Annotated in this window: 17 protein-coding genes; 10 read left to right on the top strand and 7 right to left on the bottom strand. The window is 63.0% G+C overall.

All coding sequences use genetic code 11. The annotated features are described in order from the left end of the window. Positions 1-53 precede the first annotated feature (53 nt). Positions 54-1,433 carry an NAD-dependent succinate-semialdehyde dehydrogenase gene (locus EL2594_RS08640; protein WP_011414668.1) on the top strand — a complete coding sequence of 460 codons (1,380 nt, stop codon included), beginning with the start codon at positions 54-56 and terminating at the stop codon, positions 1,431-1,433. A gap of 21 nt (positions 1,434-1,454) precedes the next feature. On the opposite strand, the gene EL2594_RS08645 is transcribed toward EL2594_RS08640, so the two are convergent. Genes EL2594_RS08645 through EL2594_RS08655 form a run of 3 tightly spaced genes read right to left on the bottom strand, consistent with a single transcriptional unit; the run spans position 1,455 to position 3,308 of the window. Next, positions 1,455-1,838 carry a nuclear transport factor 2 family protein gene (locus EL2594_RS08645; protein ID WP_011414669.1) on the bottom strand — a complete coding sequence of 128 codons (384 nt, stop codon included), beginning with the start codon at positions 1,836-1,838 and terminating at the stop codon, positions 1,455-1,457. Then, entirely contained in the window at positions 1,835-2,230 is a 396-nt protein-coding gene (locus EL2594_RS08650; protein ID WP_011414670.1) for a RidA family protein, read from the bottom strand. The genes EL2594_RS08645 and EL2594_RS08650 overlap by 4 nt, the downstream gene beginning before the upstream one ends. A gap of 40 nt (positions 2,231-2,270) precedes the next feature. Further along, the gene (locus tag EL2594_RS08655) at positions 2,271-3,308 is read right to left on the bottom strand and encodes a bifunctional transcriptional activator/DNA repair enzyme AdaA (RefSeq protein WP_011414671.1); all 1,038 of its coding nucleotides are present in this window, start codon (positions 3,306-3,308) and stop codon (positions 2,271-2,273) included. A gap of 80 nt (positions 3,309-3,388) precedes the next feature. Between EL2594_RS08655 and EL2594_RS08660 the strand changes: the two genes are divergently transcribed. After that, positions 3,389-4,939 carry a S1 family peptidase gene (locus EL2594_RS08660; protein WP_011414672.1) on the top strand — a complete coding sequence of 517 codons (1,551 nt, stop codon included), beginning with the start codon at positions 3,389-3,391 and terminating at the stop codon, positions 4,937-4,939. Then, the gene (locus tag EL2594_RS08665; RefSeq protein WP_011414673.1) at positions 4,939-5,490 is read left to right on the top strand and encodes a hypothetical protein; all 552 of its coding nucleotides are present in this window, start codon (positions 4,939-4,941) and stop codon (positions 5,488-5,490) included. The genes EL2594_RS08660 and EL2594_RS08665 overlap by 1 nt, the downstream gene beginning before the upstream one ends. Positions 5,491-5,525: 35 nt before the next feature. Here the strand turns inward: EL2594_RS08665 and EL2594_RS08670 are convergent, their stop codons facing one another. Then, positions 5,526-6,353, bottom strand: a complete 828-nt coding sequence (locus EL2594_RS08670; protein ID WP_041685209.1) for a TauD/TfdA dioxygenase family protein — start codon at positions 6,351-6,353, stop codon at positions 5,526-5,528. Between the two features lie 535 nt (positions 6,354-6,888). Between EL2594_RS08670 and EL2594_RS08675 the strand changes: the two genes are divergently transcribed. The 7 genes from EL2594_RS08675 to EL2594_RS08705 all read left to right on the top strand — a co-directional run bounded on the left by EL2594_RS08675 (position 6,889) and on the right by EL2594_RS08705 (position 14,401). Then, on the top strand, positions 6,889-7,443 hold the full coding sequence (locus EL2594_RS08675; RefSeq protein ID WP_041685898.1) for a F0F1 ATP synthase subunit delta: 555 nt from the start codon (positions 6,889-6,891) through the stop codon (positions 7,441-7,443). Between the two features lie 6 nt (positions 7,444-7,449). Next, positions 7,450-8,979 carry a F0F1 ATP synthase subunit alpha gene (gene atpA / locus EL2594_RS08680; RefSeq protein ID WP_011414676.1) on the top strand — a complete coding sequence of 510 codons (1,530 nt, stop codon included), beginning with the start codon at positions 7,450-7,452 and terminating at the stop codon, positions 8,977-8,979. A gap of 106 nt (positions 8,980-9,085) precedes the next feature. Then, complete coding sequence (locus EL2594_RS08685) at positions 9,086-9,958, top strand: F0F1 ATP synthase subunit gamma (RefSeq protein ID WP_011414677.1); 873 nt, start codon at positions 9,086-9,088, stop codon at positions 9,956-9,958. A gap of 13 nt (positions 9,959-9,971) precedes the next feature. Beyond that, entirely contained in the window at positions 9,972-10,319 is a 348-nt protein-coding gene (locus EL2594_RS08690; RefSeq protein WP_011414678.1) for a hypothetical protein, read from the top strand. Positions 10,320-10,347: 28 nt separating this feature from the next. Then, the gene (gene atpD / locus EL2594_RS08695) at positions 10,348-11,805 is read left to right on the top strand and encodes a F0F1 ATP synthase subunit beta (RefSeq protein ID WP_011414679.1); all 1,458 of its coding nucleotides are present in this window, start codon (positions 10,348-10,350) and stop codon (positions 11,803-11,805) included. Positions 11,806-11,810: 5 nt separating this feature from the next. Beyond that, positions 11,811-12,068, top strand: coding sequence for an ATP synthase F1 subunit epsilon (locus tag EL2594_RS08700; RefSeq protein ID WP_011414680.1), 258 nt, complete (start codon positions 11,811-11,813; stop codon positions 12,066-12,068). A gap of 161 nt (positions 12,069-12,229) precedes the next feature. Further along, complete coding sequence (locus tag EL2594_RS08705; protein ID WP_011414681.1) at positions 12,230-14,401, top strand: prolyl oligopeptidase family serine peptidase; 2,172 nt, start codon at positions 12,230-12,232, stop codon at positions 14,399-14,401. 57 nt (positions 14,402-14,458) lie between these two features. Here the strand turns inward: EL2594_RS08705 and EL2594_RS08710 are convergent, their stop codons facing one another. The 3 genes from EL2594_RS08710 to EL2594_RS15500 form a co-directional block, all read right to left on the bottom strand. Beyond that, positions 14,459-15,091, bottom strand: a complete 633-nt coding sequence (locus tag EL2594_RS08710; RefSeq protein WP_418904572.1) for an SOUL family heme-binding protein — start codon at positions 15,089-15,091, stop codon at positions 14,459-14,461. A gap of 68 nt (positions 15,092-15,159) precedes the next feature. Then, entirely contained in the window at positions 15,160-15,429 is a 270-nt protein-coding gene (locus EL2594_RS08715; RefSeq protein WP_011414683.1) for an HNH endonuclease, read from the bottom strand. Beyond that, positions 15,422-15,769 (bottom strand): PilZ domain-containing protein, encoded by a 348-nt coding sequence (locus EL2594_RS15500; protein WP_233994255.1) that lies wholly within the window; start codon positions 15,767-15,769, stop codon positions 15,422-15,424. The genes EL2594_RS08715 and EL2594_RS15500 overlap by 8 nt, the downstream gene beginning before the upstream one ends. Between the last annotated feature and the right edge of the window lie 16 nt (positions 15,770-15,785).

Consider the following 15,785-nt stretch of genomic DNA (forward strand, 5'->3'; position numbering starts at 1 on the left):
CGGTGCGTGCGGCTGCGGATTGATGGGGTGAACCTCCAATCGAAAGGCCCCCCATGCCCAGCATTACCACCGTCAATCCCGCAACCGGCGAAGATATCGAAAGCTACGAGACGCTCTCGCTCGAACAGGCGAAAGCCAAGGTCGATGCCTGCCAGAAAGCGTTCGAAAAGTGGAAGCTGCGCAGCCTCGAAGACCGCGCCAGCGTCATCAAGTCGATCGGCCAGGCCCTGCGGGACCGCAAGGAAGACCTCGCCCAGTTGATGACCAAGGAAGTTGGCAAGTTGATCGGCGATAGCCGCGACGAGGTCGAGCTGTGTGCAGCGATCTGCGACTACACCGCCGCCAACGGGCCGGACGAACTGGCCGACGAGCGACGCGATCCGAACAATGCCGATCACGGTATCGTCACCTATTCGCCGATCGGCATCGTCTACGGCATCCAGCCGTGGAATTTCCCGGCCTATCAAGTCATCCGCTATGCCATCGCCAGCCTGATGGTCGGCAATGGCGTGCTGCTCAAGCATGCCAGCATTTGCACCGGTTCGGGCCTGCTGATCGAAGAGATTTTCAAGCAGGGCGGCCTGCCGGACAATCTCTTCAGCGTGCTGGTGATCGATCACGACATCTCGGACGAGATCATCGCGCATGACAAGGTGCGCGGCGTCACGCTCACCGGCTCCGACGGTGCGGGCAAGCATGTGGCGGAAAAGGCCGGCAAGCTGCTCAAGAAAACCGTGCTCGAGCTAGGATCGAACGACGCTTATCTCGTGCTGGAAGACGCCGATCTCGATCACGCGGCAGAAGTCTGCGCACGGGCGCGGCTCTACAACAACGGTCAGACCTGCATCAACGGCAAGCGCTTCATCGTGACTGACAAGATCTATGATGCGTTCGTCGAGAAGTTCGTCGCCAAGTTTGAAGCCATCGAAACCGGTGATCCGACCGCCGACGGCACCGACATGGGCCCGATGTCCAATGCCGACCTGCGCGGCGACCTGCAGGACCAGGTCGACAAATCGGTCGAAAACGGTGCGACCATCGCCTGCGGCGGCGCCATTCCGGAAGGACCGGGAGCCTTCTATCCCGCTACAGTCCTCACCGATGTGGCACCCGGGCAGCCGGCCTATGACGATGAGCTGTTCGGCCCCGTCGCCTCGGTCATCCGCGCGAAGGACGACGAAGACGCCATGCGCCTTGCGAACGACAGTCGTTACGGCCTCGGAGGCGGCATCCTGTGCGGCGACAAGGACCGCGCGGTCGAGATGGCCAAGCAGCATTTCGACACCGGCATGGTCTTCATCAACACCTATGGCGTGGCGGACCCGTCCATGCCCTTCGGCGGGGTGAAGGACTCGGGCTACGGGCGCGAGCACGGCGGTTTCGGCGTCAAGGAATTCGCCAACGCCAAGTCGATCTTCGTCGGCGCCGACTGAGCCGGTCGGGCTAATTACGGCTCAGGGCCTGCCGAGGGCTTTCATCACCCCGGCGGCCCTGGCCGTATCGAGATATTCGCGGATCGACGTGATCCGCCCGTCCTGGACTTCCGCTACGACACAGGCGGGGATTCGCACTTCGGATTGGTCGGGCAGGGTTCCGCAGACATCGTGCTCTTCGACGAAGCCGGTCTCGGTCACCGAGCAGGTGGCGTTGTCATAGCGATAGCCCTGCACCACCGAGCGGAAGGCCGCTGCAAACTTGAGCAGCGTGTCGCGATCCATCGGCGGCCCGCCGTTTTGCGTGCCGCGGAAGTCTTCCCCCAATAGTTCGCGCGCTGTTTCGGCATCGCCATCGGCGAAAGCGCGAAACAGGCGCTCTGCGATAGCGCAGTTGTCGCTCATGCGACCGCCGTCGCTTCGATCTCGATCATGATATCAGGGTGATAAAGTTCCTTCACGCCGAGCAGCGTGCTTGCAATCTCGGCCCCTGCCGCACCGTGGATCGGCATGATCTCTTCCGCTGCGCTCATAAAGGCGGGCACGTCGGTAACATAGAAATTGAGCCGCGCGAGGTTGCTTGCATCCATCCCGGCTTCTGCAAGCGCATCCTGCAGGCATTTCCACGCCTCCTTGTACTGCGCCACCATGTCGCCCGGATGCAGCGGCGAACCGTCAGGCGCGGAGGAAGTCTGGCCCGAGAAATAGACCGTACGCGTAGCACCCGAAACCTCGACCGCATGATTGAGGCCGAAGCCTTGCAGCCACGGCGTAGGGTTGTGTGTTTTCTTGTTCATTTCAGCTCTCCTCCTCGTATTTCGGAGTGCTGCATCAAACTCAGCGCCGAGTCGACTCCCGCCGCAGCAGTTCAGCCTTGATCTCCGGCCCATAGGCGTAGCCGCCGATCGACCCATCGGCTTGCACCACGCGGTGGCACGGGATCAGCACTGCGATATTGTTGGCGCCGTTGGCACTGCCGACCGCACGGCTGGCCTTGGGATTGCCGAGCATCGCCGCCTGCTCGCCGTAGCTGCGTGTTTCGCCCAGTGGGATTTCGCGCAAGGCCTGCCAGCAGCGCTGTTGGAAGGCAGTGCCTTTGACGTCGAGCGGGACGTCTTGGCCTGTGCCGGGCTGTTCGACAGCGGCAGCGACCCGTTCGAACAGGTCTCGGAACTTGTCGCTGCCCTCGACCAGATCGGCTTTGGGGAAACGCGCACGCAGCTCTTCCTCCCCTTCATTGAAGGAAAGGCAGCACACGCCTCTGTCCGTGGCCGCCACCAGCATCGGCGCAATCGAGGTCTCGATCACCGCGTAATGGATTTCGCGACCCTCGCCGCCGTTCTTCCAGTCGCTCGCGCTCATGCCCATCTTGCCCTGCATCCCTTCGTAAAACCGGCTCGGCGCTTCATAGCCTGCATCGTAAATCGCATCGGTCACCCGCTTTGCTTCGCCGAGCGCATCTTTCGCCCGTTCTTCGCGCAAAGCCCGTGCATAGGCAGCCGGGGAAAGCCCGGTCGCGCGCTTGAATACCCGCTGGAAATGGCTCGGCGAATAGCCCGTCAGCGTCGCCAGCTCGTCGAGCGTCGGCCTGCCCTCGCTGGCCTTGATCTCGTCCACCGCTGCCAGCACCGCCGCTTCGTCGCGCCCGATATCGTCGGGCAGGCAACGCTCGCAGGCGCGCAATCCCGCAGCACGCGCCTCCGCCCCATCGGCAAAGAAGCGCACGTTCTCGCGCGCCGGATGCCGCGCGGCACAGCTTGGGCGGCAATAGATCCCGGTGGTGAGCACGCCGGTGACGAAGCGCCCGTCGAATGAGCGGTCGCGTCGCTGGACAGCGGCCCACGCATGATCGGGAGAGATAGCTTGGTTGGTCATACAGCCTGTTTACGCCCGGTTGTCGATCGCCTCATCCCGAAACTTGCGATCAAAGCGAAGGGAGGTCAAACACAGCGTCGATGATCCGCTTGCTGACCCTCTTCGCTGTGCTTCTCGGCCTCGCCCTGCCGCACCCTGCCCTCGCCGACCCCGCCGATATCCAGGCCGCTGCGCGCGGCGTCGTGCGTGTGGTGATTATCGGCAGCGACGGCGAGCGGGTCTATCCGATCAGCCACGGCAGCGGCTTTGCCGTCGCGCCGACACGGATCGTCACCAATGCCCATGTCGTGCGTGAAGCGGCGCAGGACGATTCGCTGCGCATCGGCATCGTGCCGAGCGATGGCGACGATGCCAGCTATGCGCGGATCGTAAGGATCGCGCCGGCCAAGGATCTTGCGCTGCTGGAGATTACCGGGGGCGAGCTGCGACTGCCGCCGCTCACCCTCGCCGGCTCGCGAGAGCGCGATGCGGCGGAGGTCATATCGGTCGGCTATCCCATGAATGTCGACCGCGCACAGGGATTGGAGATCGACGATATCTTCCGGCCCCAACCGACCGTCAACAGCCGCGGCTACATCTCAGGCTCGCGGCCCAGCACGCAATTCGACACGATCCTGCACACGGCCCCCATCGCGCGGGGCAATTCGGGCGGGCCGCTGCTCGACCAGTGTGGTCGCGTGCTCGGGGTCAACAGCTTCGGTGCGGATGGCGAAGGCGCCGATGGCGAATTCTACTTCGCCGTCAGCAATCGCGAGCTGATCCCCTTCCTGCGGGCGAGCGATGTCACCCCGCGCACCAATGGCCAGCCGTGTCGCTCGATCGCCGAACTGGACGCGCAGGAGCGGGAACGCGCCGCGCAGGAGCAGGCGCTGGTGCGGCAGGAAATCGCCGCCCGCGCGACCGCCGAGCGCGAACGGCGCGACCGCGCCCAGCTCGAGGCCGAGCTGCAGGTGCAGGAAAGCCGCGAGAACCAGATGGCGATGGCGCTTATCGCTCTGCTGATCGGTGTCGGCGGCGGTTATGCGACCTATCTCGCCTGGGGGCGCGAAGACGGCGAGAGGCAGCGCATGATCGCGGGCACGATCGCTGGCGTCGGCCTGATCGCTGCCTTGGCGCTGTGGTTTACGCGCCCCGGCCTTGATGCGATCGACCGCAAGGTCGCAGCGGCAATGGCCGAGGGTGACGAGAATGGCGACCCCGATGGCACCGCGCTAGCCTCGCCCGGAAACGCCAGCCTCACCTGCCGCCTGGTACCCGAGCGCAGCCGCATCACCGGCGCGCCTGCAGAAACTGTGGAATTCGACTGGGCCGAAAACGGCTGCGTCAACGGCCGCACGCAATACGGCTTCCAGTCGGGCGAATGGAGCCGCGTCTTCGTGCCCAATGACGAAGCCGCCGTCGCAATCAACCGCTACGATCCCGAGACCCGCACCTATCGTACCGACCGCTACTTGCTCACCGCCAGCGCCATGCGCGCGGCGCGACAAGCGCGTGAAGCCTACACGCCGCCCGCCTGCACGGTCGATGGCGCTGCGGGGCAGCTCGGCGACCTGCAAAGCGCAGTGACGAGCCAGTTGCCGGAGCGACCAAACGAGCGGCTGGTCTATCGCTGCGAGGTCAAGGACAGATAATGGAACAGGCACTGGTCTTCGCATCGATTGTCTTGGGCGTTGCTGTGGCATTCGAACTCGGCAATCTCGATCGGGTGCTGCGGTCGAAGCGCGTAAAGTGGCACTGGGCCCAGCCGGCATTCGCACTGTTTATTCTGTTGAGCAGCATCGCCTATTGGTGGCAGGCGGCCGGTCGCGAAGGGGCGATCACTTTCGCGGAATTCCTGCCGGTGATGTTCCAGCTCGTTATGCTCGTGCTGCTCGCTGCCGTATCTTTGCCCGACAAGGTGGACGCGGAAGGCGTGGACCTTGCAGCGTATTACCAAGAAAACCGAAAATATCAGTGGCTCCTGGTGAGCCTCTATTTCTGGTCGATCCATGTCGGCTATCTTGGACACGTTTTGCTGACGTCCAACAGTGTCCGCGACGTTGTCTTACGAGCGGGTCCCGACACGTTGTTCGGGCTATTGTTTATAGGCATGATCTTTGCCGCGCGCTGGCGTTGGATCGCTGCGGGCTTCGCTGTCCTCGCCCTGTCGCCGATTATCTGGGCCGCAAGAACTTTGGGGTGAGACTCCCCCTCCAGGCCATCGCGAGAATTGCCGTTTTAGGCCGCCAGCGCCTCGCCCGACAACGTTATCCGATGCATCTCGCGGCGGTGGCCGGCGTAGTCGTTGATCGCATTGTGCCAGGTCGTGCGGTTGTCCCAGATCGCCACCGTGCCCGGCTTCCATTGCAGGCGGCACTGGTTGTCGCCCGTCAGCGCGGCGGCGTAGAGCTTTTCGAGCAGCGGCAGGCTTTCCTCGCGCGTCTTGCCGACGATGTTGATGGTGAAGGCGCTGTTTACATAGAGCAGCTTGCGGCCCGTATGCGGGTGGCGGATCACCACCGGGTGCACGGCACCGGTCTTCAGATCCTGCCCGCGCAGGTTCTTGCCCATGTCGGTCTGCGCATAGAGGCCGTCGGTCTTGTAGACATGGTCGGCGGTGTGGAACGCCTCCAGCCCCTCGATCTCGGCTTTCAGGTCATCGGGCAGCGCATCATAGGCTGCGCCCATATGCGCCCATTCGGTATCGCCCCCGCTCGGCGGAAGGTCGCGCGCCACCAGCACCGAGCCCATGGCCGGGATCTGGTCGTAGGAATGGTCGGTGTGCCACGCCCCGCCGATATTGGTCGATTCATCCGCCTCTTTCTTGACGATCGCGATCTCGCCGTAATCGTCGTCGAGCGGGAAGTAATTGTTGATGTCGATCCCGCCCCAGCGCTTGCCGAAACGAATATGGTCCTCTTGCGAAAATTCCTGGTCGCGAAAAACGGCAACGCCGTGTTCGTAGATCGACTGCTTGATATCTTCCATTTCCGCATCGGTGCAGCTGGCGAGCTGGACGCCGGAAACTTCGACGCCGCATTTCGGCGCCATCGGTGTGGTTTGCATGGTTTGGTCCTCTCCAATCCGCTGGCGCAATTATGCGGGGAGTTATTGTTTTGCGCAAGCGCATCCGCGCTCGCGATTTCCTCGCTCAAGGGGCCTGCGGCCCAATCGCTGCGGGCGCGCAGTCGCGCTTGCAGTCGGCTGGCCGCCGACCGTGCTCCGCCACACGGTAGCGTATTTCATCTGGCGAGAGATATCGGCTTGGCTGCGGAGCGCCGAGCCGGCGGAGGCTCGGCAAGGGCGACCGCCCGCCCCGCAGCGGGTGCGGCTTGCCGCACGTCTAGCGAGGACGCAGCCACGGATGTGGCTGCATGAAACAAAAAAATCAAAGCCCGGCCCCACCCACCCTCACCTCAGTCAGCACCCGCGCCAGAGACCAATCTCGCAACATCCGTTCCAAAAACCGCATCGGACTCGGCTTGCCTTCGGGCATACCCGATGCTAGGCGCGCGCCAGCTTTGCCGGGGTGCCATTCCAGCATCCCAATCGGCCCAAGCGATGCATCGTTATTCTCCGGATCCAAGAGGACCTCAAGCGCGTGGATATTTCCGCCGGTATTCAGGCTAGCCTGGCAGGCCGTTATGCCTCGGCCCTGTTCGAACTCGCCGCCGAAGAAGGTGTCGTGACCGCGGTCGAGTCCGACCTCGACAAGCTTCACGCCGCACTCGGCGAATCGGACGATCTCAAGGCCGTGACCAACAATCCCGAAATCAGCCGCAAGGACCAGGCCTCCGCCATCGAAGGCGTCGCAGGCGTCCTGGGCCTCTCGCCGCTGACCACGAAGTTCCTCGGCACGCTGGCCGCCAATCGCCGCCTGTCGAAGCTCGGCGACATGATCCGCGCCTTCCGCACGATCGCGGCGGCGCAGCGCGGCGAAGTCACCGCTGACGTCGTCAGCGCGCATCCGCTCAAGGACGATCAGCTCGAATCGCTCAAGACCAAGCTGACCGCGCGCGAAGGCCGCACCGTGAAACTTTCCCCGACCGTCGATCCTGACCTGCTCGGTGGCCTCGTCGTCACCATCGGCTCCAAGCGCATCGACGGTTCGATCCGCACCCGCTTGAATACCCTCGCCAACGCGATGAAAGGCTAAGGCACAATGGACATCCGCGCCGCAGAAATCTCCAAGGTCATCAAGGACCAGATCGCCAACTTCGGCACCGAAGCGCAGGTCAGCGAAGTCGGTTCCGTTCTCTCGGTGGGTGACGGTATCGCCCGCATCCACGGCCTCGACAACGTCCAGGCCGGCGAGATGGTCGAATTCGCCAATGGCGTGCAGGGCATGGCCCTGAACCTCGAAGCCGACAATGTCGGTGTCGTGATCTTCGGCTCGGACGCCGAGATCAAGGAAGGCGACAACGTCAAGCGGACCGAAACCATCGTGGACGTTCCCGTCGGCAAGGCCCTGCTCGGCCGGGTCGTCGACGCGCTGGGCAATCCGATCGACGGCAAGGGCCCGATCGAAACGACCGAGCGTCGCCGCGTCGAGCTGAAGGCCCCGGGAATCATCCCGCGCAAGTCGGTCGACGAGCCGGTGCAGTCGGGCCTCAAGGCGATCGACGCGCTCGTTCCCGTCGGCCGTGGCCAACGCGAGCTGATCATCGGCGACCGTCAGACCGGCAAGACCGCCGTCGCGATCGACACCTTCATCAACCAGAAGACCGTCAACGAGAGCGACGACGAGAGCAAGAAGCTCTACTGCGTCTATGTCGCCGTCGGCCAGAAGCGCTCGACCGTCGCGCAGATCGTGAAGTCGCTCGAAGAGAACGGCGCCATGGAATATTCCATCGTCGTCGCCGCAACCGCTTCGGAGCCTGCTCCGCTGCAGTATCTCGCACCCTACACCGGCTGCGCCATGGGCGAGTTCTTCCGCGACAACGGCATGCACGCCGTGATCGTGTATGACGACCTTTCCAAGCAGGCTGTCGCCTATCGCCAGATGTCGTTGCTGCTGCGCCGCCCGCCGGGCCGCGAAGCCTATCCGGGCGACGTTTTCTATCTTCACAGCCGCCTGCTCGAGCGTGCGGCCAAGATGAACGACGACAATGGCGGCGGTTCGCTGACCGCCCTGCCGATCATCGAGACGCAGGCCGGCGACGTTTCGGCCTATATCCCGACCAACGTGATCTCGATCACCGACGGCCAGATCTTCCTCGAGACCGACCTGTTCTATCAGGGCGTGCGCCCGGCGATCAACGTCGGCCTCTCGGTCAGCCGTGTGGGCGGTGCCGCCCAGACGAAGGCGATGAAGAAGGTCTCGGGCTCGATCAAGCTGGAGCTGGCGCAGTATCGCGAGATGGCCGCCTTCGCCCAGTTCGGTTCGGACCTGGACGCTTCGACGCAGAAGCTGCTCAACCGCGGCGCGCGCCTGACCGAGCTGCTCAAGCAGCCGCAGTTCAGCCCAATGCCGTTCGAAGAGCAGACCGTGTCGATCTTCGCCGGTACCAATGGCTATATCGACGATGTCGCCGTCGACCGCGTGACCGAATACGAATCGCAGATGCTCAGCTTCATGCGCTCCGAGCATGCGGACATACTCAAAACCATCCGCGACACCGGCAAGTTCGAAGACGACACCAAGGCGGCCACCGTCGCCGCGCTCGACGCCTTCGCCAAGCAGTTCGCGTAAGTTTCGCCGTCATCCCAGCGGAAGCTGGGATCTCGTGCCGCGAGGTACGACCTAGTGGAAAGAGACCCCAGCCTTCGCTGGGGTGACGAAAAGGAGAGTTAAAAGAGTGGCTTCACTCAAGGAACTCAAGGATCGGATCGGGTCGGTCAAATCGACCCAGAAGATCACCAAGGCCAAGCAGATGGTCGCAGCCGCCAAGCTGCGCCGTGCGCAAGCCAATGCCGAAGCGGCCCGCCCCTATGCGGAGCGGCTGGCGGACGTGATGGCGTCGCTCGCGGGCAAGGTGTCGGGCGACAGCGCGCCCAGGCTTCTGGCCGGTAGCGGCAACGACCAGAAACATTTGCTGGTCGTCGTCAACACCGACAAGGGTCTGTGCGGCGGCCTGAACTCCAACATCGTCAAGGAAGCCAAGGCGCAGGCCAAAAAACTGATCGCCGCCGGCAAGGATGTGCAGTTCTACCTCGTCGGCAAGAAAGGCCGCGCGCCGATCAAACGCGACTACGAGAAGCAGATCGCCAAACATTTCGATACCAGCACGGTGAAGCAGCCCGGTTTCGAAGAAGCCGACGCGATCGCCAATGAGCTGATCGACATGTTCGAAGCCGGTGAATTCGATGTTGCGCATCTGGTCTATCCGACCTTCAAGAGCGCGCTCGTACAGGACCCGACCACCAACCAGCTCATCCCCGTCCCCTCCCCCGAGGGCGAAGGCACTGGCGGTGACGCTGTGGTCGAATACGAGCCGGGCGAGGAGGAAATCCTCGAGGAACTGCTCCCCCGCTACGTCAAGACGCAGCTGTTCGGCGCATTGCTCGAACGCGAAGCTTCCGAACAGGGCGCCTCGATGACCGCGATGGACAACGCCACGCGCAATGCGGGCGACCTCATCAACAAGTTGACCATCCAGTACAACCGCAGTCGCCAGGCCGCGATCACGACCGAGCTGATCGAGATCATCGCCGGTGCAGAAGCCCTTTAACGCCAGGATCCCCATGACGAAACGCGCTCTCCTCCTCCTTCTCCCCGCTTTCGCGCTGGCAGCCTGCGGCGAAGAACCTGCCGCTGAGCCGGCCCCGGTCGAAACCGCCACTGCGGAACCGGCGGAGTCGCTTGCGGCACCCGACGAGAATGTGTTTGCGTCAGTCTATGCCGCCGCCTGTCCGGATGCAGAGCCGGTCAATACCTCGGTCTGCAAGCGTCTCGGCATCGGCTCCGCAGATGTCTTGTGCGAGTATGGCCTCGGCGACGACGAATACCTCCGCAACAAGGCGACCCTCACCCCGGGCGACGGGGAATGGACGATCGCCGATCCCGAAACCGTTTGCGCCGCTGGCGCCTGAACATCTGAGCTAGGCTAAGGAAACGAACATGGCCACCGCACCCGTCCTTAATCAGACCACCAATGGCACGATCAGCCAGGTCATCGGAGCAGTCGTCGACGTGCAGTTCCCCGGCGAACTGCCCGCGATCCTGACCGCGCTGGAGACCGAGAACGGCGACACCACGCTGGTTCTCGAAGTTGCCCAGCATCTGGGTGAGAACACCGTTCGCACCATCGCGATGGACGGGACCGACGGTCTCGTCCGCGGCCAGGAAGTGATCAACACCGGCGCGCAGATTTCCGTGCCGGTCGGTCCGAAGACGCTCGGCCGCATCATGAACGTGGTCGGCGAACCGATCGACATGCGCGGCCCGGTCGGCGCCGACAAGGCGAACCCGATCCACGCTGAAGCGCCTGCTTTCGTTGACCAGTCCACCGACGCTGCCATCCTCGTCACCGGCATCAAGGTAATCGACTTGCTCGCCCCTTACGCCAAGGGTGGTAAGATCGGCCTGTTCGGCGGTGCCGGCGTCGGCAAGACCGTGCTGATCCAGGAGCTCATCAACAACATCGCCAAGGGCCACGGCGGTGTGTCCGTCTTCGCCGGTGTGGGTGAGCGTACCCGCGAAGGTAACGACCTGTATCACGAATTCCTCGACGCAGGCGTCATCGCCAAGAACGAGGCTGGTGAAGCCATCAGTGAAGGTTCCAAGGTGGCGCTGGTCTTCGGCCAGATGAACGAGCCTCCCGGCGCGCGTGCTCGTGTCGCTCTGTCGGGTCTGACCATGGCGGAATATTTCCGCGATGAAGAAGGCCAGGACGTGCTGTTCTTCGTCGACAACATCTTCCGCTTCACGCAGGCCGGTTCGGAAGTGTCCGCCCTCTTGGGCCGTATTCCTTCGGCCGTGGGTTACCAGCCGACCCTGTCGACCGACATGGGTAACCTGCAGGAGCGTATTACCTCGACCACCAAGGGTTCGATCACCTCGGTGCAGGCCATTTACGTTCCCGCCGATGACCTTACCGACCCTGCCCCGGCAACCTCGTTTGCTCATTTGGACGCAACGACCACGCTGAACCGCGCGATTTCGGAGCTGGGCATCTACCCGGCGGTCGACCCGCTCGATTCCACCAGCCGCGTTCTCGAGCCGCGTGTTGTCGGCCAGGAGCACTACGAAACTGCCCGTAAGGTCCAGGAAACGCTGCAGAAGTACAAGTCGCTGCAGGACATCATCGCCATTCTCGGCATGGACGAGCTGTCGGAAGAAGATAAACTCACCGTCGCCCGTGCGCGCAAGATCCAGAAGTTCCTGTCGCAGCCGTTCCATGTTGCCGAAGTCTTTACCGGCATCCCGGGCTGCTTCGTGCAGATCGAAGACACGGTCGCGTCGTTCAAGGCTGTGGTCGAAGGCGAATACGATCACCTGCCGGAGCAGGCCTTCTACATGGTCGGCGGCATCGACGACGTGGTCGAGAAGGCCAAGAAGATGGCCGAGGACGCGTAAGCATCATGGCCCTGCACTTCGAGCTCGTCACGCCCGAACGCCAGGTCCGCTCCGAGGACGTCCACATGGTGGTCGTGCCCGGCAGCGAAGGCGAGTTCGGCGTATTGGAGGGTCACGCGCCCTTCATGTCCACCATCCGCGACGGCGCAGTCCAGGTCTTCAAGACCGAAGGTGCCACACCGGAAGAGATCATGGTCGAAGGCGGCTTTGCCGAAGTCGGTGAGAACGGTCTCACGGTCCTCGCGGAGAAGGTCACCGAATAATCCTTCGGGTTAGAACCAGAAGAACACAAAACGACTAAAGGGCGGCCATGCGGTCGCCCTTTTTCGTTCGACGAACCGCCGACCTTGGCCTTCCGAACCCCTTGTTTTCGCTGCTCAGCTTGGCATGGTGCGCATCTGAACTTCATCCAGGGGACGCATCCATGAAATTCACTTCCATGCAGGCGCTTGCCGCCGGCCTTGCGCTGGCTACCGCCGTTTCACCGCTCGACGCACAGGATTCCAACACAGTGCTAGAACCAGAATACGAGGCCGAGAACGATCCGTTCATCTGGCTGGAGGAAACCCGCAGCGATCGCGCGCTCGAATGGGTGCGCGGCGAGAATGCCAAGACCGAAGAGGCGCTGCAGAGCGATCCCCGGTTCGAAGAACTCAAGGCCGAAGCGCTGGCTATCTATAACGCCGACGACCGTGTCCCGAGCATCAGCTTCACGCATTATGGCCGCGTCAACTTCTGGCAGGATGCCGACAACCCCAAGGGCATCCTTCGCCGCACCACGATGGAAAGCTGGCGGACCGACGATCCGCAATGGGAGACCATCCTCGATATCGACGCGCTGGCGGCGGCCGAGGGCAAGGAATGGGTCTATGGCGGGATGACCTGCCTGCCGCCCGACGGCACGCGCTGCATGGTCTACCTGTCTGACGGGGGCAAGGATGCGCGTGTCGTGCGCGAATTCGATCTTGAAACGCTCGATTTCGTCGAAGGCGGTTTCGAACTCGAGGAAAGCCAGGGCAGCGTCAGCTGGCTCGACCGTGATACACTGCTGGTGAGCCGCAACTTCAACGAAGATACGACGACCGAGAGCTTTTACCCCTTCACCACCCGGCTGTGGAAACGCGGCACGGCGATCGAAGATGCACCGGAGATCTTCCGCGGCGAAAAGAGCGACGTGTCGTCAGGTGCCTACCTGCTGCGCGATGGTGAAGCGACAATCCATGGCCGCATGGCTTACCGCGGCCTTTCCTTCCACGAACGCACCTATTTCTTCGAGAAGGACGGCGAGTGGCTGCAACTCGACATTCCGAAGAAGGCGAATCCCTACGGCATTATCGACGGGCAGATCCTGTTTTCGACCGATGTCGACTGGACCAGGGGCGAGCAGACCTTCCCCGCCGACGCCATTGTGGCGGCTGACCTGGAGGAGTGGAAGGCCGATCCCAATGGCGCCGACTTGACGCTGGTCTGGGCTCCAGGCGAACGCCAGACCAAGCGTGGCGGCGCGAACACCAAGAGCAGTATGTATGTGAATCTGCTCGACAATGTGCGCGGCAAGGTTCTCAAGTTCGACTACGAGGACGGCGCGTGGGTCAGCCGCGAAATCGACCTGCCCGACAATGCCACCACCGGCATCACCACCGCTTCGGACGAGACCGACGAAATCATGTTCGCGGCGACCGATTTCCTCACCCCGACGCGCTGGTTCTATGCCGAAGACGGTGTAACGCTCGAACAGGTCAAGGAAAGCCCGAGCCGCTTCGATGCCGAGGGCATGGACATCGAGCAGTACGAAGCGACCAGCAAGGACGGGACCAAAATTCCTTATTTCATCGTCAAGCCTGAGGGCATGGTGATGGACGGCTCAACCCCGACCCTGCTCACCGGTTACGGAGGTTTTCAGGTCCCGCGCCTGCCGGGCTATCTCGATTCGACCGGCAAGCTGTGGCTGGAGCGCGGCGGGGCCTATGTGCTCGGCAACATGCGCGGCGGCGGAGAGTTCGGGCCGCAATGGCACCAGACTGCGATCCGCGAGAACAAGCAGCGGACCTGGGATGATTTCATCGCCATCGCCGAAGATATCCAGGCGCGCGGCTTCACCAGCGCCGAACATCTCGGCATCCAGGGTGGCTCGCAGGGCGGCCTGCTGGTCGGCACCGCCTTCACCCAGCGCCCGGACCTGTTCAACGCGGCGATCGTGCAGATCCCGCTGTTCGACATGCTGCGCTATCACCTGATCGGGCGCGGTGCCTCGTGGATCGGCGAATATGGCGACCCGCGCATCCCCGAACAGCGCGAATGGATCGAGGGCTATTCACCCTACCAGAAACTGACCAAGGACAAGGACTTCCCGCGCATCTATTACGTCACCTCGACTGCCGATGACCGAACCCACCCGAGCCACGGCCGCAAGGCTGCCGCGCGGATGGCGGCTAACGGGCAGGACTACCTCTATTACGAGGACATGACCGGCGGCCATTCGGGCGGCGTCGACAACGAACAGCGCGCCAAGCTGCAAGCGATGCAGTGGGTGTACCTGATGCAGCAGTTGATGGATGCGCGTGCAGAGGGGGCGGAAGCGGCGGGCGCCGAATAGAAGCAGCGGCAATCGACGACGGATAGACATGGGCGGCTCCGCGTGAGCCGCCCTTTTCTATTCGTTCGTGGAAACTTCGATCATGACTTCGTTGCGCCGCAAGGGACCGGGCACCATCGGCGCATCGTAGAAAGCGTACTCGGCACCGCCGATCACTTCGAAGCCATTTGTCTCGATCCACTCGCGCAGGGCGCGCTCTTGCCGCCCGAGTTCCTCGCTTCCAGCGCGACCGGAGAAGGTGATGGCAGCAACAGTGCGCGTCGGCACTTCCTGCAACTGGATGTAATCGGGCGCGGCCGGCAAGGTCGCCATCGTATATTGGCGCGGCATTACGAAGCGGGTGCGCCACGCGCCCTGTCCGACACCGTCCTGCATCACCGGGGCGGTCATCGCGATCGCTTCCGCCTGGTCCTGCAAGACGGGCGAAGTCATGGCGATCTCCGCACCCGGTCGATCTTCGGCGAAGATATAGTCGGCCAGCCGCCGGAAGCCCGCGGCGAGCGCCCGTTCGCGCGGGCCGGCGTGGATCGTCTGTGCGATGATCATGGGCTCGTATTGCCTGAGTTCGATAACGCCATCACTCGCGATGCGTTCGTAGGCCTGCTCTTCGACCGAGCTGTACTGCGCGATGGCTGTGCCACCGACCGCGGTGATCGCCGCACCAATTGCCAAACTCAGGAATTTCAACACGCTACGCTCCATCGACCTTTCGATGAGAGCAATGGGGGACCGGATGATAAGTTCCGTCGACGAATGACTTATCGCCGATAGGGTGCATGGAAATCGGCAGGCTTGCCCTGTATCCAGGCGACAAATCTCGCCAGTTCCTCGTCTTCGAGCAGCCGCGCCCTATCCTCGCCGAAACGCCCCAACTCGGCATTGGTGAAGTGGGCGTGGATCGCCCGGTGGCAGATCGGGTGGACGGGCACGGTCTCACGCCCCTTCTTCGACTTGGGCACGGGGTGATGCCATTGCAGCCGCGTTTCGATGGCGCGCCCGCACAGCCAGCAGGCCAGTTCGTCAGCCATTACCCTGTGCGATGTCCGCCAGTGTGCCATTCGCGGCGGCATCATCCAGCAATATCGCCCGCTCCCGCTCGATGTGAGCGACGACGCTGGCGTCGATGCCGGTGCGAAATTCCAGTCCCAGGCGATCCGCGCTGACCCATTGCACGCGCGCGACCGCGCTGGGAAAATCGTCGATGGAAACGGCGACCGTATCGCCTGCGGATGTCGATGTGCCGGCCGGGACGATCAACAAGACGCCGTCGGTCGTCACATCGGCGATGCGGCAAGCAATATGGCGACCGGACAGGAATAGGTTGGCCGCAGGGCAGCCAATCTTCCCTCGTTTGCTTTGCTCGACCAAGACCGCACGCTCCCCC

Source organism: Erythrobacter litoralis HTCC2594, assembly GCF_000013005.1.
GTDB lineage: Bacteria > Pseudomonadota > Alphaproteobacteria > Sphingomonadales > Sphingomonadaceae > Parerythrobacter > Parerythrobacter litoralis_A.